Source organism: Parasphingorhabdus sp., assembly GCF_039982415.1.
Classification (GTDB): Bacteria; Pseudomonadota; Alphaproteobacteria; order Sphingomonadales; family Sphingomonadaceae; genus Parasphingorhabdus.
The window spans coordinates 576,827-600,944 of record NZ_JBDWYL010000006.1 but is presented as its reverse complement, the minus strand read 5'-3'; the positions used below and the strand labels follow the sequence as shown (position 1 = coordinate 600,944).

Below are 24,118 nucleotides of genomic sequence, written 5' to 3'. Positions count from 1 at the left end.
ACATAAGATCAGCATGACGAGTAAAAATATGACCAACCCACGCCGCACCTTTGCCATTATCTCTCACCCTGATGCGGGTAAGACCACATTGACTGAAAAGCTTTTGCTGAAAGGCGGCGCTATCCACTTGGCTGGCGAGGTCAAGGCGCGGGGCGATAACCGGCGCGCGCGATCGGACTGGATGAAAATCGAGCAGCAGCGGGGGATCTCCGTGACCAGTTCGGTGATGACTTTTGAGCGCAACGGCATCACCTTCAACCTGCTCGACACCCCGGGTCATGAAGATTTTTCCGAGGACACCTATCGCACGCTGACCGCCGTCGACAGCGCGATCATGGTGATTGATGCGGCAAGCGGGATCGAGGCACAGACCTTGAAGCTATTCGAAGTGTGCCGCCTGCGGAGCGTTCCGATCATCACTTTCGTCAATAAAGTGGACCGCGAAGGGCGTGATCCGTTTGAATTGCTAGATGAGGTGGCTGATAAACTGGCTCTCGATGTATGCCCGATGAGCTGGCCCACAGGTATGGGCGGTCAATTTGAAGGCATTTACGATCTTGTTCGCAACCAGCTGCACCAGCCGGACGGCGACAGTAAAAACTATGATGGCCGGGCTCAACAATTTGCGGGTCTTGATGATCCGAAACTTGCAGATGTGTTGAGCGATGAAGCTCTGGAAAGGCTGACCAGCGAAGGGGAATTGGCGCAAGGCGGCTATAATAGTTTTGATTTGGAAGCTTATCGCAACGGTGATTTAACACCGGTTTATTTTGGTTCCGCTTTGAAACAATTTGGCGTGGAAGAGTTGATTGATGCCATTGCCGATCATGCCCCGCCGCCCCGCCCACAGCCAGCTGAACCGGCACCGATCGAGCCCGGCAGCCAAGACGTCACCGGCTTTGTCTTTAAGATTCAAGCCAATATGGATCCGCAACATCGCGACCGCATCGCCTTTATGCGGCTATGTTCCGGTCAGTTTAAACGCGGCATGAAACTAACCCCATCGGCGCTTGGCAAACCGATAGCCATTCACTCGCCCATCCTGTTTTTTGCGCAAGATCGGGAGATTGCAGACACAGCCGAACCCGGTGATATTATCGGCATTCCCAATCACGGGACCTTGCGTGTCGGGGATACTTTGTCTGAAAAAAATCAGGTGCGGATTACCGGCTTACCCAATTTTGCTCCGGAAATCTTGCGCCGCGTCATCCTGAAAGACCCCACTCAAACCAAAAAATTGCGCAAAGCGCTCGACGATCTCAGCGAAGAAGGCGTGGTCCAGGTTTTCTATCCGGAAATTGGCGCCAATTGGGTTATTGGTGTGGTCGGTCAATTGCAGCTGGAAGTTCTCATCAGCCGTTTGTCGGCCGAATATAAAGTCGAAGCCGGCCTGGAGCCGGCGCCGTTTGAAACCGCCCGTTGGATTAGTGGTGAGGATGATGTGCTCAGCGCCTTTGCCAATATCAACCAGACCAGCCTCGCCAAAGATCGCGATGATAATCTGGTTTTCCTAGCCAAATCTACATGGGATGTCGGCTATCAAGAGGAACGCAATCCCGATATTAAATTTAGTGCCACCCGGGAACGCTGAGGAGCAAAATAATGTCTGATATATGGTCGGTTTACCTGTCTGGAGAAATTCACACAGATTGGCGCGACAAAATTGCCAATGGCGCAGCGGAAAAAAAGCTCCCGGTGCGCTTTTTCGGTCCAGTTACCGATCACCCAGCCTCTGATGATTGTGGCGTGGCCATATTGGGGCCCGAAAAGGAAAAGATCTGGCATGATCGCAAAGGCGCGCAGATCAATGCTATTCGCACGTCCAGCCTTTTGAAAAAGGCAGATATTGTCGTGGTGCGTTTTGGCGACAAATATAAGCAGTGGAACGCGGCATTTGACGCAGGCTATGCGGCGGCTTTGGGCAAACCGCTTATTGTCAATCATGGGCCAGACATTGTGCACCCACTGAAAGAAATTGATGCCGCCGCGCTGGCTGTAGCAGAAACTCCGGTACAAATTGTAGAGATATTGGATTATGTCATCAACGGTAACTTGGCCGGCTATACCGACGGATCATAATCCGCCACGGCTCTTCTCTGATTCTGGCATTTTAGAAAATATAATATATTGCCAGACAGGCCGCTAGACCAACGCCGATATTCAGCGGTAAACCGATACGGACAAAGTCCGAAAAGCGGTAGTTTCCTGCTGTGTAGACCAATGTATTGGTTTGATAGCCGACGGGTGTGGCAAAACTAGCCGAAGCGCCAAACATAACCGCTACGAGCAGGCTGCGCACATCAACACCGGTTTGCTCGGCTATGCCGATGACCAACGGTGTCATGATTACCGCCACAGCATTGTTGGTCGCAGTTTCCGTAAGCAAGGACGTGAGGGAATAGACCGCAATAATCAACCAGAGGGGAGAGATCATATTGAGTAACGGTAATAGACTATCAACGATGAGTTGCACCGTTCCGGCATTTTCCAGTCCTTTGCCAACCGCTAACATAGCGAAGATCAAGACCAGGACATTGCCATCAATCGCTCCCCATGCTTCGTCGCTATCGATACATTTGCTGAGCAGAACAATGGCCACGCCAAGCATCGCCAGCGCCGCAATCGGCATGACACCCAAAGCCGCGACGATAATGATGATCGCGAGCGTTAGAATCGCAATTGGGGCGCGGCGACGGCGATAGGAACGGGCCTCTGGTTCTTGCAAATGCACCAGATCGGCATTTTCCTGTAATGTGCCGATTGAAATATCATCCGTCTGCACCAGCAAACTGTCTCCATGGCGAATGCGCGCATCCGACAAGGTTGGGCCAGCAATATGGCGCGGCCGCGACAAACCCAAAACACGGGCTGGAATACGGGATAAAAAGGGCAAGCTAGGCAAGGAATTGCCGACCGACCGATGGGAGGGACCAATGACCAGTTCAACCAGTCGGCTATGGCTGTCTTGCAGTTCGGTATCCGGCTTCTTGACGCCGGCATAGCCCAATGAAATATGGTCAATTTCAGCCAAAGAAAGCAGCTCGGCTTGAGTCACCGCCGCCACCACGGTTTCCCCGCCTTCCAGCACATGATCAGAAAATTGAAAACGGTCGACGCTATCGCCTACCCGTCGGCCGATTATATCAACACCAGAATGGGCGAACGCACTGATGCTGGAAATCTGCCGACCGACAAAATCACTGTCATCACCTATCCAAATATCCGTGAGATAATAGGATTCAGGCATTTGGTCGGACAGGCTTTGACTGTTGCGCTTGGGTAAGAAAATGGGCCCCAAAATACTGATCATCACGATTCCCGTAGCCGCAGCAATCAAACCAACTTGGGTGATTTCAAACAAGCCAAATGCGGCTTGTCCATTTTCTTGCGCCACGCCATCAACCAATAAATTGGTCGATGTCCCCAGCAAGGTCAGGCTGCCGCCCAAAATCGATATATAGGATAACGGAATGAGCAACTTGCTCGCCGCGATGCCCGAGACTTTGGCAATTTTCCGCATGATCGGAATCAAGATGATCACCACGGGTGTGTTATTGACGAAGGCCGAAGATGCAAATGTTCCACCCAAAAACCCGCCAATAGCCAGAAACGGCCGATTTTCGGCTTTGCGCGCGGCAAAGCCCGCCAATGCCTCAATGACGCCGGTTCGCACCAAAGCGCCGGAGAGAATGAACATGGCGCCAATCGTAAGCGGTGCCGGATTGGAGAAAACGGCCAACATATCTTGGCTACTAAGCAAGCCCATAGCGAGCATCAAAGCCGCTGCGACCACAGCCGTCACGGCCGGCGGACGACGCTCTCCAACGAAGGCCGTAAACAAAGCAAATAATATCGCCAGCCCGAAATATGGTTTAACCAATTCCCAAATCGCAACCCAATCCAACTTTTGCTCCTGCTATTTTCTATCCATGCCTGTGAAGGCTTTGCGCGGCGTCATTGCATCATATCTCTGTCAATCGATCAACAAGGCGATCAAGATTCAATTCCCCTTCACGGGTTTGGCCACCGGTTTCGAGAAAGATTTGCATATTTTTTCGCGCAATCGGTTCTCTGATAAGCTTTTGAAATAAAAATGATTCTTCTTGCAAACCCGCCTCTGATGAACGCGCCGCATGGACAATAGATTGTTTCGCCAGTCGCACCGCTTCAACCGGAAATCCGGCAATGCGTGCCGCTAGACGGCCCACTGCGCGATCAATTTCAGCCGCCGCGTAGGTCCGATTGACATAGCCCCACCGCAGTGCGGTATCGGCATCAAGATCCTCCGCGCCAATAATCATTTCCATCGCGCGGCCATGACCCAAAATGCGCGACAAATTTTGGGTGCCCGTCCCGCCAGGCAGAATGCCCAAAGGCACTTCCATCTGGTTGAAGATGGTTTTTCCCGAAACCGCAAAGCGCATGTCCATGTTGGAAATAATCTCATTTCCGCCGCCGCCGACGCGGCCTTCCACTTGCGCAATGGTCACTTTATCCATCGTCCGCAGCCGCTGGCACATCACGTGAAACATATTGGGATTCTCGTCCCGTTTGGCGGGCCCATCAAAAGGAAAGGATAAGATGAGGTCGACATCAAAATGCGCCATAAAAAAATCCGGATCGGCGCTTTTAAACACAATCACCGTCAGATCAGGATCCGCTTCCAGCTCTTCTGTCAAAGCCATCCATTCTTGAAAAAGCTCTTGGGTGATCAAATTAATTGGCGGATTGGCAATCACAATTTCAGCCAATCGGTCGGTCTTGGTAACCGTCAGAAGTTTATAATCATAAGCCATGGACATCCCCCTTCACTGGCCGATTATGGCACCAGATAATTACCGCCGCAGCAAAAACACCGCATGTTCCGCAAGCAGATTAGCCATGCCGCGGGTCGTTTGCTTGTCCCCGCTCAAAAACCACTGCCCTTCTTGTTGCCATTGTCCATCCCGCACCAATGCGCGGAAATCATCAATTGTGACATGGTGAATATTGGGCGTGTCATACCAGGTTTGTGGCAGCAAGCGGGTCACCGGCATCCGGCCGCCAAACAATAAGGACATGCGCACACGCCAATGCGCGAAATTGGGGAAGCTGACAAAAGCCTGTTTGCCGATCCGCAGCAGCTGATCGAGTATGACATCGGGTCGATGTGTGGTTTGCAATGTCTGACTGAGAATCGCATAATCAAAGCTTCCATCGGGATAAGCCGATAGATCCGTATCAGCGTCACCTTGTACGACCGACAAGCCTTTGCTCACCGCGCTCGCGACATTGGCTGGTTCAATCTCAAGGCCACGCGCATCGACCTGTTTTTGGTCGCGTAAAGCCGCCATCAACGCGCCATCGCCGCAACCAATATCGAGAATCCGCGCATTGGGACGAATATTGTCAGCGATTATCTGAAGATCAGGCCGGAGCTTGGTCATATATTTTCTCCGGCCTTTAAAAAGCCATCGACAATGCGGTTCATCTCGGGATTTTCGAGCAAAAAGCTATCATGGCCAAAGGCGCTAGACAGTTCGACAAAACTGGCCGCGGCGCCGGCGGCGTTTAACGCATGGACAATGGTCCGCGATTCGCTGGTTGGATAGAGCCAGTCTGTATCAAAACTGATTAGGCAAAATCGCGTTTTACTGCCTTGAAAAGCATGTGCCAAAGTGCCGCCATGGGCTTCGGCGAGATCAAAATAGTCCATTGCCCGCGTGATATATAAATAGCTATTGGCATCAAACCGGTCGACAAAGCTTATCCCTTGATGCCGCAAATAGCTTTCCACTTGAAAGTCGGCATCAAAACCAAATGTTTTGCTGTCGCGATCTTGTAACCGGCGACCAAATTTTTCGGTCAGACCAGCCTCGGACAAATAGGTGATATGGGCGGCCATACGCGCCACAGCGAGGCCGCTGCTCGGCGGATCTTCATCCGCATAATAAGAACCGCCACGCCAGCGCGGATCGGCCATGATGGCCTGGCGCCCCACTTCGTGAAAAGCGATGTTCTGCGCAGAGTGGCGCGCGGCAGAAGCGATGATCACGGCAGATCCAACGCGTTCAGGATAGAGCGTGGTCCAGTTTAGAGCTTGCATTCCGCCCATCGATCCGCCGATGACGGCATGAAGCCGCTCAATTCCGAAATGGTCAAGCAGCAAGGCTTGCGCCCGCACCATATCGGCGATGGTGAGGACCGGAAAGTCCATGCCCCAGGGCTTTTCCGTAGCCGGATTCAAGGTCGCTGGGCCGGATGAACCCATGCAGCTGCCAATAACATTGGCGCAGATGATAAAATGCCGATCCGTATCAATGGGTTTTCCGGGACCCACCATATCTGTCCACCAGCCGCCCTTGCCGGTTAGCGGATGGGTAGAGGCGACATATTGATCCATCGTCAGGGCGTGGCAAATCAGCACGGCATTGCTAGCCTGCGCATTTAACTGACCATAGGTTTCATAAGCGATATCGACAGGCGAAAGCGCCCCGCCGCTGTCCAGTGGCAGCGGGCCGAGCAAGCGGACCGATTTGTCCAGCCCAAAACGGGCATCTTCATTTATGATTCCACTCATATTTCCAAGGGGCTAAGGGGCGAAGAGGCGACGGTCAATTGATATTGCTGTTGACTGATAAGCTAAGGCAGCTAGTCCGGCTGCATATTCGGATATTAAGCGCGAGTCTCTCATGGGAAATCAAACACCACAGCCAAAAGATTGGATCCTCGATATTGCTGCCTATATTCCCGGCAAGGCGGGGAGCGATGATGGCAAAAGGCTGATCAAATTGTCGGCCAATGAAAATCCGCTGGGCTGCAGCCCGGCTGCAACCGATGCGATGATTGCAGCGGCGGCCAGCGTTGATCGCTATCCTGAAGGTGGTTCCACGGTTTTGCGCGAAGCCATAGGCGCCAAATATGGATTAAACCCAGCCCAGATTATCTGCGGCACCGGGTCCGATGATGTGCTACAACTGGTGGCCAATGCGTTTACCGGGCCGGGCGATGAAATCATCTATGTGCGCTATGGTTTTGCCGTTTATGAAATTGCCGCAAAACGCTATGGCGGCACCCCCGTGGTCGCTGACGACCGCGATTATGGTACCGATGTCGATGCAATTTTAGCCAAGCTGACCGACAAGACCAAGCTCATCTATCTGGCCAATCCCAACAATCCCACTGGCACATTAATTGGCGCCCAAGAAGTCAAGCGTCTGCACGATGCTTTGCCCGGTCATGTGCTGCTCGTGCTCGATGGCGCCTATGCGGAATATCTTGAAGAAGATGAAGATGACGGTGCTCTGGCCTTGGCACAGACCGCCTCCAATGTGTTGATCACCAGGACGTTTTCGAAAATTCACGGTCTGGCCGCTGAACGCATTGGGTGGGGTTATGCCTCCGCTGCGATTATTGATGCGATGAACCGAATCCGCCAACCTTTTAACGTCACCACCGCCGGGCAAGAGGCCGCATTGGCCGCTCTTGCCGATGATAGTTTTGTGGCCAGCAGCCGGGATCATAACCGGAAATGGCGTCAATGGATGACGGGCGAATTGGAAGCGCTCAACAATCATGGTCTGCGGGTCATTCCATCGCATACCAATTTTCTTTTGGTCTTGTTCGAAGGCGCGCTAACCGCCGAAGCGGCTAATCAAGCGCTGATGAAACAAGGCTATGTGGTGCGCTGGCTGCCTGGTCAGGGTCTCGTCAATGGCCTGCGTATCACTGTTGGGACGCAAGAGGAAAATCACGGTTTTGTTGCTGCCTTGCGCGAAATTTTGGATGGAGCCGCGTAATGCTGCCTTTTGCCAATATCGCAATTATCGGGTTGGGCTTGATCGGTTCTTCCATTGCGCATGGGGTCAAAGCGCATATGTCCAGCGCCCGCATTACCGGATATGATGCCGATCCGGCGGTCCGGGCCCGGGTCCAAGAACTAGGGTTTTGCGACGATGTCGCAGATAGCGTCGGAGCCGCGGTCATTGATGCGGACTTGGTCATGCTATGTGTACCGGTTGGTGCCATGGCGGCAATTGCCGAGGAAATGGCGCAAGATCTGCCCGAAGAAGCGATCATCAGCGATGTCGGATCTTCCAAAGGCAATGTTATTGTATCTCTGCAATCGATATTGCCGCAAGCGCGGATCATCCCGGCTCATCCCGTTGCCGGGACAGAACATAGTGGCCCAGATTCCGGTTTTGCGACGCTTTTCCATGATCGCTGGTGCATATTGACGCCCCCCGAAACTGCGCAAGCCAGAGATGTTGAAAAAGTCCGTGCCTTTTGGGAGAAACTGGGCGCCAATATTGAGATTATGGACGCTAAACATCATGATTTGGTGCTCGCCGTCACAAGCCATTTGCCGCATCTTATCGCCTATACAATTGTGGGCACGGCATCGGATCTGGAAGATGTTACGCGCAGTGAAGTGATCAAATATTCCGCTGGTGGGTTTCGCGATTTTACGCGTATCGCGGCTTCCGATCCCACCATGTGGCGGGATGTCTTCTTGTCGAACAAAGATGCGGTGCTCGAAATGCTGCAGCGTTTTTCTGAAGATCTGACAGCGTTGCAGCGCGCGATCCGATGGGACAAGGGCGACGAACTATTTGACCTGTTTTCGAAAACCCGCGCCATTCGCCGGCGGATCATTGAAGAAGGTCAGGACGATGCCGCCCCCGATTTTGGACGCAGCCACGAATAGCATCGGATCGGCTTCCGGCCTTTCGGACATTGCATTGATCGAGCCGATCAAGCGATATTGGTGGACATCGGTTCAATCATTGAGCTGATTGATTGCAGCGTGCACGCGATCGCGAATATCCGCACGGTCCAGACCTGGTTCTATTTCTGGTTGGACGGCATAGGTGATGACGCCGCTTTGCTGAACAAATGTATCCCGCGGTGAGATGATCCCGCTATCCAGGGCAACGGGGACCAGCGGAATGCCCATCAGCTTGTAGATACCGGCAAAGCCAGTTTGCAATTCCGGCCGCTCACCATGACGAGCGCGGCTGCCTTCGGCAAAGATCACGATCGGGCGGCCTTCAGCAACTGCTTTTTTGGCCTGTTTGATAATTTGCCGCATTGCCGCGCCGCCGCCATTGCGATCAATCCCAAGCAATCCGTGCTTTTTCGCGATCCAGCCCCAAAGCGGAATGACCAGTAATTCCTTTTTTGCGATCACCACTGGCTTGTCAAAAATACGCAGCAAATCGATTGTTTCAAACATGCTCTCATGCTTGAACACATAGAGCAGCGGTTCGTTGCGGATTTCTCCCTTAATCTCAGCCGTAATGCCGAGGACGAATCGGGCGCAAAAATAATGATAGCGGCTCCACAGCTGCGCCATATAGTGGGTCCCGCGGATAGAAAAAACCGCGACAATGAAGGACATGATGATAATTGGTGTCGATCCCCCGTAGAAGACCGGCAGAAAGAGCAGCGAACGGATTTTCGCCAACATGATTAAACCCCCGCAAAGGCCGCAAGGCGACGCATCAGATATTTATTATATTCTTTGAACAAAGTCCCCAAGGACGGGGCCGTGGCGACCGCATCGGGAATGATCGCGATTTCGGCCGGCACCGCGCGTTCCAATTCAAGCTGCGCTCGCCGCATATGCCAATCGGACGTAACCAGACGCAAGGAACTGTCTTTGCGGCGCGCCGACCAGCGCGCTGTTTCCAGCGCATTGGAACGGGTATCAACCGCCTGAAAGCCCAATTCAATACAACATTCAAAGAGGCTGTCAGGCCGGTCATATTCAGCCGCCAATTCGTGGGGCTTCACATCCCGGTCAACGCCGGAAATGAGAAGATATTTGGCATTTTCAGACTCGAGCAATTGCAATGCTCGGTCAATGCGTTTGGGGCCTCCGGTTAACACGACGATAGAATCGGTTTGCACCTCGTCAGAAGCAGGCCGCGGCAAATCAATAGCAAACCATGCGAACCCAATCATCCAAATCAGCAGCAAAAAACAGAAGAATCGCAAGATCATAAACTATCGCTACAATATTTTCTTCAGCGCGCCCATGACCGTCATGCGCGCCGTTACCATCGCCAGGATCATTCCCAATATCGGAATGATCCCGATAATCAACCAGCTATACCAGGACAAACCGAGCGACTGCACCAATCCTGAACCCAGCGCCGATATTTGCATGCCCAGCAAAAAAACGATTGCCGCCCCACAAATCAGGCCTAGAATTCCCCCAAGCAGAGCGTCCAGAGCAATGCGCCTTTGGAACAAACGGCTAATTTGACGGTCGGTGCCGCCGAGCAAATGTATGACCCCGATGGTTTCCTTGTGCGTGTTCAACGCGGCCCGGGCGGATATAATCACTGCAGCGGCTGTGGCCATCGCCAGCAGCAGAACCAAACCAAAGGCAATCCACTGCAAAGACCGGACCAGCGCAATGACCGGCGCAATCAGTCCGCTACTCGGCTCTACCCGAGCACTGTTCGCCAGAGGGGCGACAGCAGCGCGCAATTCCTGTAACTCGCGGCCCCCGACCGGGCGGTTTAATTTCAGATCAATCAGCGCCGGCAAAGGAATATCGTCTAGCAATTCGCTGCCCGTGGACCCAGCGTTCGCGCCGCTATTCTGGCCCAGCCATGGGGCGATTAAGTCCTCGATTTCCTGTGCGGGCAAAACCCGGACATCGTCTACCAAATCCATACCGCGCAGCCGCGCAGCGGCATCTTGGGTCTGCTGCGCCTTGCGATCGGGATTGGCCTCAACCACTTGAACCGTCGCGCGGCTCGACAATTGCTGTGATACATTTTGCCCCGCTTCGGCAAAAGCCAAGCCCGCTGCCGATGCCAGCACCGTGAGAAAAATCATGATCGCAATAACCCACGGCATGGGGCCGGATAAGCGTCCCTCCGGGATCAGGCGGCGATCATGACCAGGTATGACAAACAGATTCAGCATTCAGCCTCTGCCTAAGCCCGATCTCGCGGCAAAGGCGGGTTGCGCAGCGATCCAGTGGGATCGGACAATCCTCCTTTTTCAAGCTTCATCATTTGTGCGCCAGGCACTTTGCTAAGCAAATGAATATCGTGGGTCGCCACAACAATTGTGGTGCCCAATGTATTCAGCGCTTCAAATAATTGCAAAAGACGCACCGCCATATCCGGATCGACATTGCCGGTTGGCTCATCTGCGACCAATATTTCCGGACGGCCGATAACCGCGCGGGCAATGGCCACACGTTGCTGTTCCCCGCCCGATAAAGTTGCTGGCCGGGCCTCGGCACGGTCTCCCAAACCCACCCAATCCAGCATTTCCGCCACCGGGGTAGCAAGATCTTTTTCTTTCACGCCAGCGACTCTGAGCGGCAGTGCGATATTGTCAAAGGCAGACAGGTGCGGAACCAACCGAAAATCTTGAAATACCACGCCAATGCGCCGCCGAAACCCTGGCAACCGTTCGCGGGACATGGTCACCGCGTCTTCCCCGAATAATCGGATCAAGCCGCGGCTTGGCCGCTGCGCGAGATAGAGCAATTTCAGCAATGAGGTTTTACCAGCCCCTGATGCTCCGGTGAGAAAATAAAAACTCCCCGGATATAGGGTGAATGTGAGATCGGACAACGTCTCGACCCCTGCCCCGTAACGCAAGCCGACATTCTCAAATTGGACAATTTCATTCATTGGGGTTTTCAAATCACATGATCAGATCGGGATGGGGCATAAACGCGTTCTTCAATAGGACGTTAAGGCTTCCGAAATCAACTGCTGCGTGCTGCACGTTCCATAAGTGCGCCATCAAAACGTGGAAAAAAAGGCTCTTGTCTCAAAAGCATGCAGCACAGGCTTGCAGTTTCATGGATTGCCGTGTTTAGAAGGACGCCATGATATTGAATTGCCCGGCTTGCAAAACACGCTATCTCGTGCCCGACAGTGCAATTGGCCCTACGGGTCGATCGGTTCGCTGTGCATCATGCCGTCATAACTGGTTTCAGGAACCCGCGCCGCCAGAACCGATAGAGAAGCCATTGCCGCCGGCCCAAATGGCAGCCGCCGCCTCTCCCCTCGCCCAAAAACCGGATCAACCGGCCGCACAGGAGCCGGCACAGGTATCACCATCACCCACTGCATCTCCTGCTTCTCCCACGGATAGCGCCGCACCAACCGCACCGCCAGCCGCTCAGGTTACACCGCCATTTATATCCGAGACGAGCAGCTTTGCCCACGAACCGCCGTTTAAACCGCGCCGCAACCCCGCAAAATTATGGACCATTGCCGCTATCGCTTTTGCCAGCTTAATCATTGTGACAGGCGGCGCCCTTTATGCCTTTGGCACCCCCAATTGGTTCCAAAATTATCAAATGGCCAGTGTGGATGACACACCCTTGCTCATCGAGTTGAGCGAGAAACAGGATCGCCGAACGCTGCAGGATGGTACAGAATATTTTGCCGCCAGCGGAACGATCATCAACCCCAGCGACAGCGAACAGTCCGTGCCCGCGATGTTGGTCATTCTTCGGGATGCCAGCGGCCGGATTGTCTATAGCTGGAAGATGAAGCCGCCCACGGAAAAATTGGCACCGGGCGCAAAAATCAACTTTAATGAAGCCAAGCTTGATGTCCCGCGCGCGGCCAGCCAACTCGAAGTGGGTTGGGCGGACACCGCCCGCGAATAACTGCGCTCTTCAGAAATTTATTGAAATTCAGCCAGCAAGAGCGGCGCATCAGCAGCGGTCGTAAGCGTTCCGCGCGTCAACATGATCGCCCGGGTAGCGTTGGTTTTGCGATTCTCGATATTTTTTCCCATGACCGGGCCGAAACGCACCGCTTCACCGCTCACAATTTCAGCGGACACGGTCACTTGTAAGCGCATCGCGGAGGACTGCGGCGACTGAGCAGCGGCTGGCGTGCCGATAATCAAAGAAAGGGCCAAAGTGACCAAGGAAAGAGAAAGGAAGCGCATGACCAGAGAAAGGCTGGAAAATAGCGCCCTGACAAGGTAAATAGAAGGTTAACGTGCAAATTTTATGACCAAATGCAGCCAATCTATGCGCCAACCCTCCCAATTGTATGAGAAAGAGACAATTTTCGGCGAGAGGTTAATTGTAAGAAGATTGAACGGCAGCGGCAACAATATCTGTTGCGAGCCCCTTTTCCCTTTGCTACAGGCACGCGCCTACCAAGGGCTAATGGCCTTGTTCGGATGACAGTGCGGTCGTGGCGGAATTGGTAGACGCGCAGCGTTGAGGTCGCTGTGGGATTAATCTCCCGTGGAAGTTCGAGTCTTCTCGACCGCACCAATTTTCAAACCAAATGGCGATCCTGATATTGTCCGCTTTAGTGAGTCTTGACGGTTAAGGGGTGACTGCGGAGCATAAATATGCTGTCACGCAATCTCCTCTTCAGCGATTGTAGGTCCATGTACCCCACACCCGATAAGCAAGAACGCCGCGCCGATTTCATTGTACATGCTATTGGATTATTTGCGATCTTGGTTGGCGGGTGGATTGTGATGACTCAAGCGGTGCTCGGCCATGGTCTTGCAGTGCTCACAGCCACAGGAACCTATGTTCTTTGCGTGTTATTTTCCCATGTGATTTCGATGGCCTATCATTTATCTCCGCTGCACGGCCAACGGCTCATGCTGCGCCGAATTGATCATGCTGCCATTTATTTGACGATTGCAGGAACCTTCTCCCCGCTTTTCATTCTTGCCGACACGCCATTTAGCCGCCACATGCTTGCCCTAGTATGGGCGCTTGCGATTCCGGCGATGCTCTATAAGATTTTCGGCAAAAATCTGGATTCACGATGGTCGTTGATTTCCTATCTGGGTCTAGGTTGGATGGGCATATTGGCGGTGCCAGATCTTTTGGAAATATTGCCCCGATTATCGCTTTATGCGATGTTGGCGGGCGGAATTTTTTATTCACTGGGAACGGTTTTCTATGCCCGAAAAGCCCAAGCTTTTCGCTATTCAATCTGGCATAGCTTTGTGATGTTAGGCGGAACCGCTTTCTTTATAGCGATTTGGGTGGCTTTGTCCGCGGCTTAATCCTCGAGACGTCTGCTTCTTTCTATACAGGCCAATATGATCTTGATATTGCCCAGGCATGGATATGGACAGGCCATGGAATGTGGGTTTTTTTGCGGTAGAGACCGGGGCCGACCCTCTTTTCCTCCAACATCTCTTATGGTTTTTCGGCCACCCTGAGATTTGGATATCGCTAATTCTCGTCGCAATATTGGCGCTCGCAGCGATAAGAATGGCGCAAAAGCTTTGGCAATCCGGCAGAAAAATAGGTTTTGCGATTTTTGCCGCGCTGGTTTTGGCTTTGACCGCCAGCTATATTGGTCTCGCTCTGCACGCCCAGGCTCTGTATGTCTCAGGTGATTTAGACGGTTTGATCTGGTGGACCTATGCCCAGTATCTCTTTTTCATCTTGTCCCTTTTGTCGGCCTTGTGGATCTTTTTTGATTGGTTCAAACAAAGGCACTGAACGATGTACAAAATTACCGTCGCTATTCCAGGAAAGCACGGACCAATTTCAAATATTCACTAGGCTTTTCTCCATAGATCATATGCCCGGCACCCTGCACTGTGATGAATAGGGCATTGGGAAAAACCGAAGCATATTGCTGGGCCACCGCTTCAGTTTTATAATCGCAAGTGCCTCTTAAAATAAGGACCGGGACAGAATTCTTTTTTAAATTTGCTTTTGGGTCGTCGGTTCTGTTCAGTAATGTCTTGCCGGTCATTCGGCTCGACCAAAATCCATAACCATCTGAACGGGTAATATTTTTAATGGGGTCACAAAAGGCTAGCGGCAGATAATGCCGATTTGCAATCTGATCAAAAAAACTACCCATTTCGCGATCTGGCGCAAATTTCAAGGCCGCTACCGGGTTAATCTCTGCCAAAAATATTGCCGCAAAGAGTCTGGGTTTTTCAAGGTTCGCATCAAGCCGCTGCTTCTGTTGCGCATTCATTTTGTCATCCAATTTCCCATCGGATTGCCGGGGCCAGTCCGGGAGATAAATTGGTCCCGGGCCGGAAAATATTACCCGCGCAACCTGTGTAGGATATCGAGCAAGATAGTTTGATGCGAGTGTTGCGCCCCAGGATGATCCAATTAGAATCACCTGATCTGCGCCAATTTTGCGCTGAACAGAACGAAGATCAGCAATATGCCGATCTAAGGAATATTGCGAGATATCCTGTAAACGGGCAGACAGTCCGCTGCCGATTTGATCGTAAAGATAAACATCATAACCGTCATCGGCGAGTTTTGAATAGACATTGATCATGGGTTTAAACGAAACACTATAGGCACCCGGTCCACCATGGAGAATGATTATTGGCGGCTTGGATGTGGCTACCGCAGATTCATAGCGCCGGACTGCTATGTTAGATCCTGTTGATAATTCCCAATATTCGGTTCCCTCGTCTTTTTGGGGCACAAATTGCTCAACCTCCGGAACCAGTGGCTGAAATATATAATAGGCCAACAGGCCGTTCACCATGAGCAGCAATATTATCTGTCCAGCGACATATATTTTCAGCCGCCGTAGACGCCACAATTTGCCCACCAAAAGAGAGCCTATGGCCACAATCATTGCGCCAACCATCAAACCGATTATCGCCAATATTGCAGGAGAATCGAACAAAAAAGCACTTGCGAAAAAAGCGGCGATGCCGATCAAGACACTGCCAGCATAGCTCACTATCTGCAGCAGGGCTGCGCCGATATGGCGCATCGGCCCGATTGGCATTGCTTCTGGCTCTGGTCTATCCATGATGATTATCGATTACTCCCGCTTCAAGGGCTTCTATTTCTTGCAATCGCTCCATCATCGATTTTTTCACCAAACAGTTATGAGCAGCGTCTAGCGCTGCACTGAGATTGAAACCCAGCTCTTGGTTTAGCGCATCAAATATACGGATGGCTTGACGACATCGCCGTTCAATCAAAGCAACTTCCGCGGCACCGTGCTTGGTTAGGTGGAATGTTTTGCGGCGCCGATCATTTGGATCGGGCTTTCGTATAACGATGCTTATCTTTTCCAGCAATTGCGTGCGCTGTGCCGTTAACTGATGCTGTTCATCCAGCGCGCGCGCTATTTCGACCAGAGAAGACGGGCCATTTTTGTTGATGAATAATATTGTAGAACTGGCGCGGGAAGGAACCGTCAATCCCGCTGCTTCAAAAAATTCATCGCCCTGCTCACCAATGATATTGGTCAACCTTGCGGCGCGCGCGCCGACAAAAGCCTCATCAATAGCCAACCGTTCATAATAGGGGCGTTTCCGTTGATCCACCAGCGACTCCATGCAATATGTAATATATTGCGCAATTTATTGCATATATTGCTTTTGTCAAATTTGGCGGTAGCAAAGCGATGCCTGGCGTTCGGTCTATCGTTCGGATTTCTGGCCTGCCATTTCTGAATTGCAGCCTATATCGCAACCGGCTTTTGATAATCATTTATCGATTCAAATAGCGTGGTCAGCGCTGTGCGTTCGTCTTCTGATATTTCAGGCCGCCAGATTTCAAACAGCAGGATCACCCGTCGCTCTTCGCTACGGTTCCAGGCTTCATGTTCGAAACTATCATCGAAAATCAAGGCTTCACCATTTTTCCAAGCGCGCGTTTCACCGCCAACCCGCAAAGCACAATCCGGCGGCAAAATAAGCGGGATGTGGCAAATCAGCCGCGTGTTGAGCAAGCCATAATGCGGGGTGATATGGGTGCCGGGTTCCAATACCGAATAAAGCGCCATGGGAGAGCGCTCCTTAATCTGAGGAATGGGCGCGGTTTCTAATGCCGCGACTGTCTTGGGACATTTGTCGAGATGACTCGTGACCGCCACCCCACTCTTCCAGAAATAATAAGCGCCCCAGCTGCGATCGTTAAGCAGCGGGTTATTGGGCTGCGGACGATTGGGATGCGATTCAACATAGGGAGAAAATTCGTCCGTTTCCGCAATCACGCCCTGCAGCTCTGTCTGCATAGCTGGGATTGCTGCCTCTACTTGGTCGAGCCACGCAAATTCACCGCGTTCGTAAAATTCTCGCTGCGGCATGCCCGGATAGTAGAACATGGATGGTTTTTGGTGGAAAATCTCCCGCCGCCCCATCAGCAAGTCAAGCGCATGGAGCACCGATCGCGGTGTATCTGGACCGCCCACTCCAATATTCTCTAACCGGCTCAGCAGATAATTTTCGAACCGCGCCCGTGCGCCGCCCAGAAATCGCTGTGCTTCGAGAAATTTTGGATTGAGCTCACCGGGAATGGCTGCACCGGCACTGACCATGTTGAAGGCCGCCTTGTAAAAAGCATTGGCTGCGCGATCGTCCCCTTTTGCCGCTTTGAGTTCCCCCATTCCCAATAGCGCCGCAAGATTACGCTTATCTTTTGACAATGTCTTCTGAAAGGCGGCTTCTGTCTCCAACAGACCGCAATCCTTCACATCATCTTGGTTGAAGTCAGAATTCAAGTCGGTCATTTGCCATTTTTTGGAAAGAGCTAGAGCGCAGTTCAATCCAATTTCAACCAACGCTCATCCCGTTTCGATCAACCGCATGGCGAGACCAATAAAAACTCCTTACCCTGTCTTTGCACCCTTTTTCAGCGCTCAACTTGGGCGCAAAAGTGGCTAGGGGTTTCGTCCTGATTTGGCACATATGTAGGAACACCATAAAAACGATCGCCTCTTTTTTGAGATCATGTTAACAATTTGTTAGGGAAGCACAATTTCTGACCATCCCATTTTATGTGGGTAACTTAGAGGACCAATATGAAAAAAATTATGCTGAAATCAGCCTTGCTAGCGGGCATAGCATTTGCCGCCCCCGCACATGCAGGCGTAACGCTGCAATTCGATACGGTAACATCGACAGCTACCAATGACTTTTTCGGACCATTTGACCGACTAATTGATCAATCTGGCCTGTCCGCCAATTACGTCAATGGCGTGACTGATTTTGACAGCTTTGTTGCATCAACACAGGGTTTTCAGGGCACGAATGGTATTTCCAGTGCCGCAACCCCTTTGCCGATTAATTTTGACTTCGGTTTTGCTGGAGCACAAACCTTTGACGCGCTGGCTGTTTACAACCAATTAGGTAGCGCCAGCTTGCGTGAATTTGATTTATTTGCTTCGAACCAAGCCGATTTTTCAGGCGCCACATTTCTGGGTAGCTATGAGTTTTTGGTCAACGATCAAAATGCGCTGGTTGCAACATTTGGAGCTGTAAACGCACAATTTGTTCGTTTAACGGCCAACTCCAACTTTGGCTTTAACGGATCGGTTCGATTTGACGAAGTGATCGCGCGCAGTGCAAATCTGGGTGCCGTTCCCGAGCCAGCTACATGGGCGTTCATGATCTTTGGTTTTGGTGCCATTGGGAGTGCGATGCGGCGTCAGCGCAAAGCGAATGTCAAAGTTAGCTACGCTTAATAGCGGGCCAATCAACCTGTTTAGAAGCCCTGCTGCAGCAATGTGGCGGGGCTTTTCAGTTGCAACATAATATTCCCCTTCAAAGACAAACCAAAACCTAACATACAAACCATACCGAAACGGCGCCGGTCCAAATTATGCCTTTTTCTTGCGTGTCTTCTTTGGATGCCTTGATCGCAGCGCCACATCCAAGGCTTTTTGCGCCCAATCCGTGAAGGCGTCGGGCTCTTTCGGTTTTGTATCGTCTTCGCGCCCCAATTTCGGACATTCCGATGGCGGCCGCGTTATCCCGACAGCGGACATAAAATTCGTCGATCATTTGGCGGCTTTAGATCAGATCAATACCAACGACCTTACCGTTGCTAAATCTGCTCATCTCACACGTCTTAGCTGCACGCGGTAAAGCAGACGGGCCTTGCCGCTGGCGATACGCTCTACATTGTCTATCGATTCGCCGGGGTTGAGATTGCGCCGCAAATTTTTTGCTTTGAGCAACAGGCTGCTTTTGTCATTCTTGAGATCCAATGGCCCAAGCAGATCGTTGAGCGTTGTGTTGATCACAAAGTCGGAAAATCCATCCTGCCCTGGCGGAACGACGATACTAAGCGATCCTTTTCCATTTGCATCGTGGTTAAGGGTTTGCCTTCGTGGGCCCTTTCTGGTGCAGCGGACATCGAAGCTGCGACTACCGGAACGAATTTCATTTCCTTCAGCATCGGTCACGCTGAGAGAAAAAAATCCGCGATATCGTTTCCTCAACAGTGCAGCCCCGTCGCAAGATATGACATTTACATAAAGATGATACTCACGGTCCGGCTCGGGGGCTATTGGGATATCATCCGCCGGGAGGTCATCGATCACTGGGTTGTCAATATAATCAACCGGAATTAACTTGTAGCGCACCGGACCAAGCGCGCCAGCCACTTTGACGTCGAGCACGCCGTCAGCCTGACGAACAAATGTCGCCTGACCCATTAGTGGCAAATCATCAGCAATGAAGCGATCAGGCGCTGCCTGTCGAAAATTCCGCATAACCACCATATTGGGCTTTACCTGTAAAACCAGCGCATGGACCCAGGGGTCAACTGCATAAGCACGGCCATTGGCAATGGTGATGCGCTTGTTGATGCTGGAAATCCAGTAGGTGCCGTCAACCGCACTCGGCTCGCCTGCAGCGACCCTCTCCTTCATTGGCAAAAACGCTGATATCTGGGCTTGCACCGGCGAGATCCAGATCGCTATTGCAAAGAAGAGGATCAGGCCGGCGCATTTTTTGAGAAAGCGGTTCTTCATAGACCTGTTCCGGAAGAGCGCCTGGAATTCAGCACTTCTTGTCGTTCTTTTTTGACCGGAACAGATTGCCTAGACCGCATTTGGTTTTTTTGCTTACAGCTTTGGCGTTATTGATATGGTGCTTGGCGCGATCTGTTGCGACTTTTGCAACAGCCTTTACCGGTTTATCACTCGTTGCGGCGGCTCCATAGCGCTTCCTGACATCACTTTGACGTTCCAATGTCAGGCCGGTTTTATCCTTGATACCCGCGCGGACATTGCGATCAAATCGATCGACCTTCACCGCCGTTTTTCTGATTTGCGTACCCTTTTCCTGACCGTATGCACTCAGATTTTCTTTCAGCTTGCCTTTGGTCGTGAAAGTCTGGCCAATTTTGCGGAAATTCTCGCGGTGATGCGCCCGCCGCTGTGCAGCCACGTCGCGCAAGGAGACGTCCTTGTCAAAAATTGCGGCTCCATATTGAAAGCCGGTGCTGATTGGATCCTGCACCTCGGCGCCGGTAAGAGCTTTCACACTTTCTTTGCCGGCAATTTCCGCTGCGATAACCACTGCTCCAACGCCGGTGCCAGCCAACGCAGCACGTCCGCCTTTGCCGATTTTCGCTGCCGTCGCTCCAACTTTGGCAGTCTTGGCCAGTTTTGCGGTTTTCGCCATCTTGGCAGCATCAGTCGCCTTAGATGCAGCTTTCAAACCACCAGCACCGCGAGCAACCTGCGCCGAACGGCCTGCTTTGTTCAGTTTCGAGATGTCGCCGCCTTTATTGGCAATATTGCGAACCACCTGTCCTTCATTGACCATTCTACCGCGAGCTGCTTGCGCTGCATCACCTTTGGAGACCAGACGCGCAATATCTGCATTTGCACCTTTGGGATTTGTGAGCTTTCGTCCGAAGCTGTCCGCCCCTCTGGTCGAGAATTTCGACTGCGCTGGTTTTGCCCGAACCTGATCTCGGAAGGTGACCTTCATGCCGCTACCCTTGCGAGTCGGTGCGGTTCTATTCAGCCTTGCATTTTTCGCAGCATTGCCGCGACGATTCAATTCGGTGAGATCATCAGCTGAGCCAGCAACGCGATTGACGCGAGCACGTTGGGCATTTTCGCCCTTCTCTATCATGCGCCCAAGATTGGAATTTGTGATATTGACCGGGCGAGCACGGGGCGCAGCCTTTACCTGACGTGCACCCTTTGCGGCGTTTCCGCGGCGCTCCAGTTTTGCCATATCGTCGGCTGATCCTGCGATTCTGTTTGCGCGGGTGGCGCGCGCCGCTTCACCGCGCTGCTTCAACTGTTTAAGGCTAGTTGGCCGTGATTGGGCAGCATTGGGTTGCAGCGTCTTGCCGAATCTCTCCATCTCCGCCTTGGAAATCTTGCGCATTTTTGGCTTGGGATCTGAATGCAACTTGGTTCCGGCTGCCGCCAAGGCTCCGCCACCAATAATCACGCCAATTTGTGCTTTTTCTTCCTCGCTCAACTCGTCATCGGTTGCCATGCTGGCCGACTGCTCCGTACTTGGAGAAGCCTGCGCAAGTACAGACGTGGACGCCATCGACATTGCCACGGCGGAAGCGCCTAGTCCCCAAAATATCTTTGAAATTCTCATAGTCCTGCTCCTCAATCCTTGGTAACGGCCCGCCAAATGGGGTCCGTTGTCATTTTGTGTAGCCGAGACACGATAAGTCTAGAATGAGGTGAATACCCCAATTGTCAGGAAGGGAAGATCAGGCGCCCGTCAAGATGATCCGAGCCGTCGTTCCGTGACCTATTTTTGATGTAATTGAAATCTCAAATCCGTGGCGTGTCGCCAGTTCGTGCACAATAGCCAACCCCAGTCCATCTCCCTGCGAGTCCTCGTTTTTTGCGCCGCGCTGCTGCGCCTTTTCCAATTGTTCTGCGTCCATACCACAGCCGTCGTCCGATACTTCGATGATACAATGATCCTCATGCAACACCGCCAACGTGACATGTTTTGCATCGGCATGTCGCAGGGCATTTGCGACCAGATTGCTTGTCGCCCGGATCAAAGCTAGCGCTGGCAGCTGGGTGCGACATGGAGCGCGATGTGTTTCAAGCGAGATGCCCAGCTTGGCTGCTTCCCCGCTGAACATATCATCGACCGTCTCTACGATTAGTTCGAGCGAATAGGCGTCTTCCTCGATCTCGTGCAACGCCATTGCTGGCCGATCGCGGTCGCTATATTCGTGCGTCAACTCCTCCAGATAGTCGATTGCTTCTCCAAGCCGCCCTTGCAAACCCTGAGACAGCTTATCTGCTTCTTCGCGGATTGCTGCACGCAGTCCCATCAGGGGTTGACGGATATCATGGCTGGCAGAGGCAAGTTGCTGTTTGCGCATCTGGGCCTTGTCACGTGCGCGGGCGTAGCGACGCTCTGTCACGAGGAGCCGGCGATCAGACGCGGACTGCGCTTTCAAGGCGTCAATCCGCTCATTGGTTAACCGGTCTCGCTCTTTAAGATTGCGCTGGATATCGACAATCACAATCACCAGCAAAGTCGCCGCGACAACCAACCGCATCATGTCTCTGACAAAATTTGAAAATAGCTCGGGGACAACCGTGCCGACCAGAGCAGGTTCGACCAATATTATCGCTACCGAGCAGAGCATTATAGCCGCAACCGCGATCCATCTCAGCCTCTTTGTAGTCTCTAGCCGGAATGCGATGACCGCGATTAATCCGAGAACAAGAGAATAGAATATCGCTACCAGTTCTGAGTCCAGTTTGTGCCAAAAGAGCAAGCCTATACCTGCGAACGGCAGCAAAACTAATAAAGTCTGGCCAATTCGGTTAGATACCGCCGCGATTTTTTCCCAGAAAGCCATCAGAATGATAGCTGTCAGTGAACATGACACAAATGTGATACAGCTGCGCCATACTAAACGGGCCTGGTCAAAATCACTGGCCAATATGGTTGTGAACAATGAAACATCACTTTGAATCGCGACCAGAGAAAACCCTACGGCAATCAATATGGTCACCCATCTTCTGGCCAATATCCCAAGAATGATAAGGCAAATGCCAACCGCCAGAAAAGTGATGATTATACCGGCTTTCAGAAGCGTTCCGATTATCTGGTTTCGGCCCAGTTCTCCTTCACGAAACAAGCCAATTGACGGACGATCTACTCCGGCGAGATTGATCAATACCAGTTCCGATTGACCAGGATCCAGCTCAAAACTTGCCGAATGGAGGTAAGTCAGCTTACGCGGCAACAGCTCACCGCGCGCGCTTGCCAAACCCCCAAGAATTTTCTCTGTGTCACTGGCTTGCCGCGCAATATAAATCTCAGGGACAACATAGAAAATTCCGCCCAGACCAATGCTACGACGAATAGACCCCTGGTTGGCGGAAGCTGCCTTGATCGGGAGCGCAATCCAAAGATCGCGAATTTCTTTGACTTCCGACCTTTGCGGACGAAACGAGGTCGAGAATTTGGCATTTTTATAAGCTGCAAGCGCCTCTTTGACATCAACGGCTTGTTTGCCAGTCGTAGAAAAATATAGCGCCTTGCCTTCCACCTGTTCAGTGGACTGTCCTTCATACACGATCACAGGGTCCGTGCCGGCAGATTGTGCTAAAACAGGAGTTTGGGCAGCATCAACTGCGCACAAAATGATCCATAATGCGAACACTCGCCATATAATATGCTGACTTGACATCATGTTACGTTTACACAACTTTCCGATCGGCAGAAGGGGGTATGGGATATGCTGGCTTGGACAGAATGAGCTTTGATCGCAATCGCACGGCCATAATCGCAGATGATCACGCAATAATTCGAGATGCGCTGTCCCAGCTTCTGAGTCGGCCGGACTCGCTCGACGGTTACACTTTTACAATTTGTGATACGGTATCGGATGGAATTCGCGCGATTGGCGCCGTGCGCAAGTATCAACCCGATCTTCTGATGCTGGACGTGACCATGCCTCATGCTGGTGGGACGGAAGTTTTGATTGAAGCCCGGCGATGGTCGCCTGATACCAAAGTAATAGTTCTTACAGCTGTTCAGGCTAGCGGAAAAATAGCGGAACTTGTTGAGGCTGGAGCGGATGGCGTGTTTTGCAAATCCGATGAGATGGATGAAGTGGCAGAAGCTATCCCCAAGATCATGGAAGGCGCACGCATTATTTGCTCGCGCTTTACCCAGATGCTTGAGGCTGTCGCTGATGTCGAACCGTTGACTGCCCGCGAACGCCAAATCCTGAATCTGGTTGTTTCCGGTCAAACCAACCGCGAAATTGGCGAAACTCTTGGGATCAGCGTGAAGACCGTCGACCGGCATCGCACGAATGTGATGCACAAAGCCAATGCCCGGTCGGCAGCGGAACTGATTGCCTATGCGCTGCGGGAGGGGCTGGTGGACCCCAGCGTTTCTTAAGTCAAAATCTGAA

24 protein-coding genes and 1 tRNA gene are annotated in these 24,118 nt (G+C 52.1%); 10 read left to right on the top strand and 15 right to left on the bottom strand.

Annotated features, from left to right (window positions below; all coding sequences use genetic code 11):
* Positions 1-28: 28 nt before the first annotated feature.
* A complete protein-coding gene (locus tag ABJU74_RS08590; RefSeq protein ID WP_348384011.1) occupies positions 29-1,591 on the top strand; it encodes a peptide chain release factor 3 in 1,563 nt (520 codons plus the stop codon).
* 11 nt (positions 1,592-1,602) lie between these two features.
* Entirely contained in the window at positions 1,603-2,079 is a 477-nt protein-coding gene (locus tag ABJU74_RS08585) for a YtoQ family protein (protein WP_348383466.1), read from the top strand.
* A gap of 31 nt (positions 2,080-2,110) precedes the next feature.
* Here the strand turns inward: ABJU74_RS08585 and ABJU74_RS08580 are convergent, their stop codons facing one another.
* Genes ABJU74_RS08580 through ABJU74_RS08565 form a run of 4 tightly spaced genes read right to left on the bottom strand, consistent with a single transcriptional unit; the run spans position 2,111 to position 6,559 of the window.
* Positions 2,111-3,904 (bottom strand): SLC13 family permease, encoded by a 1,794-nt coding sequence (locus ABJU74_RS08580; RefSeq protein WP_348383467.1) that lies wholly within the window; start codon positions 3,902-3,904, stop codon positions 2,111-2,113.
* Between the two features lie 58 nt (positions 3,905-3,962).
* Positions 3,963-4,796: an enoyl-CoA hydratase/isomerase family protein gene (locus ABJU74_RS08575; RefSeq protein WP_348383468.1), complete on the bottom strand. Its 834-nt coding sequence runs from the start codon at positions 4,794-4,796 to the stop codon at positions 3,963-3,965.
* 39 nt (positions 4,797-4,835) lie between these two features.
* Positions 4,836-5,426 carry a methionine biosynthesis protein MetW gene (metW, locus tag ABJU74_RS08570; RefSeq protein ID WP_348383469.1) on the bottom strand — a complete coding sequence of 197 codons (591 nt, stop codon included), beginning with the start codon at positions 5,424-5,426 and terminating at the stop codon, positions 4,836-4,838.
* The gene (locus ABJU74_RS08565; protein WP_348383470.1) at positions 5,423-6,559 is read right to left on the bottom strand and encodes a homoserine O-acetyltransferase; all 1,137 of its coding nucleotides are present in this window, start codon (positions 6,557-6,559) and stop codon (positions 5,423-5,425) included. The genes metW and ABJU74_RS08565 overlap by 4 nt, the downstream gene beginning before the upstream one ends.
* A 112-nt stretch (positions 6,560-6,671) precedes the next feature.
* Between ABJU74_RS08565 and hisC the strand changes: the two genes are divergently transcribed.
* Together hisC and ABJU74_RS08555 are read left to right on the top strand one after the other, a co-directional pair.
* The gene (gene hisC, locus ABJU74_RS08560) at positions 6,672-7,778 is read left to right on the top strand and encodes a histidinol-phosphate transaminase (protein ID WP_348383471.1); all 1,107 of its coding nucleotides are present in this window, start codon (positions 6,672-6,674) and stop codon (positions 7,776-7,778) included.
* A complete protein-coding gene (locus ABJU74_RS08555) occupies positions 7,778-8,686 on the top strand; it encodes a prephenate/arogenate dehydrogenase family protein (RefSeq protein ID WP_348383472.1) in 909 nt (302 codons plus the stop codon). The genes hisC and ABJU74_RS08555 overlap by 1 nt, the downstream gene beginning before the upstream one ends.
* 72 nt (positions 8,687-8,758) lie before the next feature.
* Here ABJU74_RS08555 and ABJU74_RS08550 read toward each other — a convergent pair whose 3' ends face one another.
* Genes ABJU74_RS08550 through ftsE form a run of 4 tightly spaced genes read right to left on the bottom strand, consistent with a single transcriptional unit; the run spans position 8,759 to position 11,642 of the window.
* Positions 8,759-9,448, bottom strand: a complete 690-nt coding sequence (locus ABJU74_RS08550) for a lysophospholipid acyltransferase family protein (RefSeq protein ID WP_348383473.1) — start codon at positions 9,446-9,448, stop codon at positions 8,759-8,761.
* A 2-nt stretch (positions 9,449-9,450) separates the two neighbouring features.
* Positions 9,451-9,984, bottom strand: a complete 534-nt coding sequence (locus tag ABJU74_RS08545) for a YdcF family protein (protein WP_348383474.1) — start codon at positions 9,982-9,984, stop codon at positions 9,451-9,453.
* Positions 9,985-9,993: 9 nt separating this feature from the next.
* Positions 9,994-10,920 (bottom strand): FtsX-like permease family protein, encoded by a 927-nt coding sequence (locus tag ABJU74_RS08540; protein ID WP_348383475.1) that lies wholly within the window; start codon positions 10,918-10,920, stop codon positions 9,994-9,996.
* 11 nt (positions 10,921-10,931) lie between these two features.
* A complete protein-coding gene (gene ftsE, locus ABJU74_RS08535) occupies positions 10,932-11,642 on the bottom strand; it encodes a cell division ATP-binding protein FtsE (protein ID WP_348383476.1) in 711 nt (236 codons plus the stop codon).
* Positions 11,643-11,842: 200 nt separating this feature from the next.
* On the opposite strand from ftsE, the gene ABJU74_RS08530 reads away from it, so the two are divergent.
* A complete protein-coding gene (locus tag ABJU74_RS08530; RefSeq protein ID WP_348383477.1) occupies positions 11,843-12,634 on the top strand; it encodes an MJ0042-type zinc finger domain-containing protein in 792 nt (263 codons plus the stop codon).
* Positions 12,635-12,651: 17 nt separating this feature from the next.
* On the opposite strand, the gene ABJU74_RS08525 is transcribed toward ABJU74_RS08530, so the two are convergent.
* Positions 12,652-12,921, bottom strand: a complete 270-nt coding sequence (locus tag ABJU74_RS08525; protein ID WP_348383478.1) for a hypothetical protein — start codon at positions 12,919-12,921, stop codon at positions 12,652-12,654.
* Positions 12,922-13,169: 248 nt separating this feature from the next.
* On the opposite strand from ABJU74_RS08525, the gene ABJU74_RS08520 reads away from it, so the two are divergent.
* The 3 genes from ABJU74_RS08520 to ABJU74_RS08510 all read left to right on the top strand — a co-directional run bounded on the left by ABJU74_RS08520 (position 13,170) and on the right by ABJU74_RS08510 (position 14,458).
* Positions 13,170-13,258: transfer RNA gene (locus ABJU74_RS08520), tRNA-Leu, on the top strand.
* A gap of 119 nt (positions 13,259-13,377) precedes the next feature.
* The gene (locus ABJU74_RS08515) at positions 13,378-14,013 is read left to right on the top strand and encodes a hemolysin III family protein (RefSeq protein ID WP_348383479.1); all 636 of its coding nucleotides are present in this window, start codon (positions 13,378-13,380) and stop codon (positions 14,011-14,013) included.
* A gap of 64 nt (positions 14,014-14,077) precedes the next feature.
* Positions 14,078-14,458, top strand: a complete 381-nt coding sequence (locus ABJU74_RS08510) for a hypothetical protein (protein WP_348422673.1) — start codon at positions 14,078-14,080, stop codon at positions 14,456-14,458.
* Positions 14,459-14,480: 22 nt separating this feature from the next.
* Here ABJU74_RS08510 and ABJU74_RS08505 read toward each other — a convergent pair whose 3' ends face one another.
* The 3 genes from ABJU74_RS08505 to ABJU74_RS08495 all read right to left on the bottom strand — a co-directional run bounded on the left by ABJU74_RS08505 (position 14,481) and on the right by ABJU74_RS08495 (position 17,465).
* Complete coding sequence (locus ABJU74_RS08505) at positions 14,481-15,755, bottom strand: alpha/beta hydrolase (RefSeq protein WP_348383481.1); 1,275 nt, start codon at positions 15,753-15,755, stop codon at positions 14,481-14,483.
* Positions 15,748-16,278 carry a hypothetical protein gene (locus ABJU74_RS08500; protein ID WP_348383482.1) on the bottom strand — a complete coding sequence of 177 codons (531 nt, stop codon included), beginning with the start codon at positions 16,276-16,278 and terminating at the stop codon, positions 15,748-15,750. Before ABJU74_RS08500 ends, ABJU74_RS08505 begins: the two co-directional genes overlap by 8 nt.
* 137 nt (positions 16,279-16,415) lie before the next feature.
* Positions 16,416-17,465, bottom strand: coding sequence for an aspartyl/asparaginyl beta-hydroxylase domain-containing protein (locus ABJU74_RS08495; RefSeq protein WP_348383483.1), 1,050 nt, complete (start codon positions 17,463-17,465; stop codon positions 16,416-16,418).
* 291 nt (positions 17,466-17,756) lie between these two features.
* On the opposite strand from ABJU74_RS08495, the gene ABJU74_RS08490 reads away from it, so the two are divergent.
* Positions 17,757-18,419, top strand: coding sequence for a PEPxxWA-CTERM sorting domain-containing protein (locus ABJU74_RS08490; RefSeq protein ID WP_348383484.1), 663 nt, complete (start codon positions 17,757-17,759; stop codon positions 18,417-18,419).
* A gap of 372 nt (positions 18,420-18,791) precedes the next feature.
* Here ABJU74_RS08490 and ABJU74_RS08485 read toward each other — a convergent pair whose 3' ends face one another.
* The 3 genes from ABJU74_RS08485 to ABJU74_RS08475 all read right to left on the bottom strand — a co-directional run bounded on the left by ABJU74_RS08485 (position 18,792) and on the right by ABJU74_RS08475 (position 23,278).
* On the bottom strand, positions 18,792-19,712 hold the full coding sequence (locus ABJU74_RS08485) for a hypothetical protein (RefSeq protein WP_348383485.1): 921 nt from the start codon (positions 19,710-19,712) through the stop codon (positions 18,792-18,794).
* A 28-nt stretch (positions 19,713-19,740) separates the two neighbouring features.
* Complete coding sequence (locus ABJU74_RS08480; RefSeq protein ID WP_348383486.1) at positions 19,741-21,312, bottom strand: hypothetical protein; 1,572 nt, start codon at positions 21,310-21,312, stop codon at positions 19,741-19,743.
* Positions 21,313-21,430: 118 nt separating this feature from the next.
* Complete coding sequence (locus ABJU74_RS08475) at positions 21,431-23,278, bottom strand: HAMP domain-containing sensor histidine kinase (RefSeq protein WP_348383487.1); 1,848 nt, start codon at positions 23,276-23,278, stop codon at positions 21,431-21,433.
* Positions 23,279-23,451: 173 nt separating this feature from the next.
* On the opposite strand from ABJU74_RS08475, the gene ABJU74_RS08470 reads away from it, so the two are divergent.
* Entirely contained in the window at positions 23,452-24,105 is a 654-nt protein-coding gene (locus tag ABJU74_RS08470; protein WP_348383488.1) for a response regulator transcription factor, read from the top strand.
* Positions 24,106-24,118 lie beyond the last annotated feature (13 nt).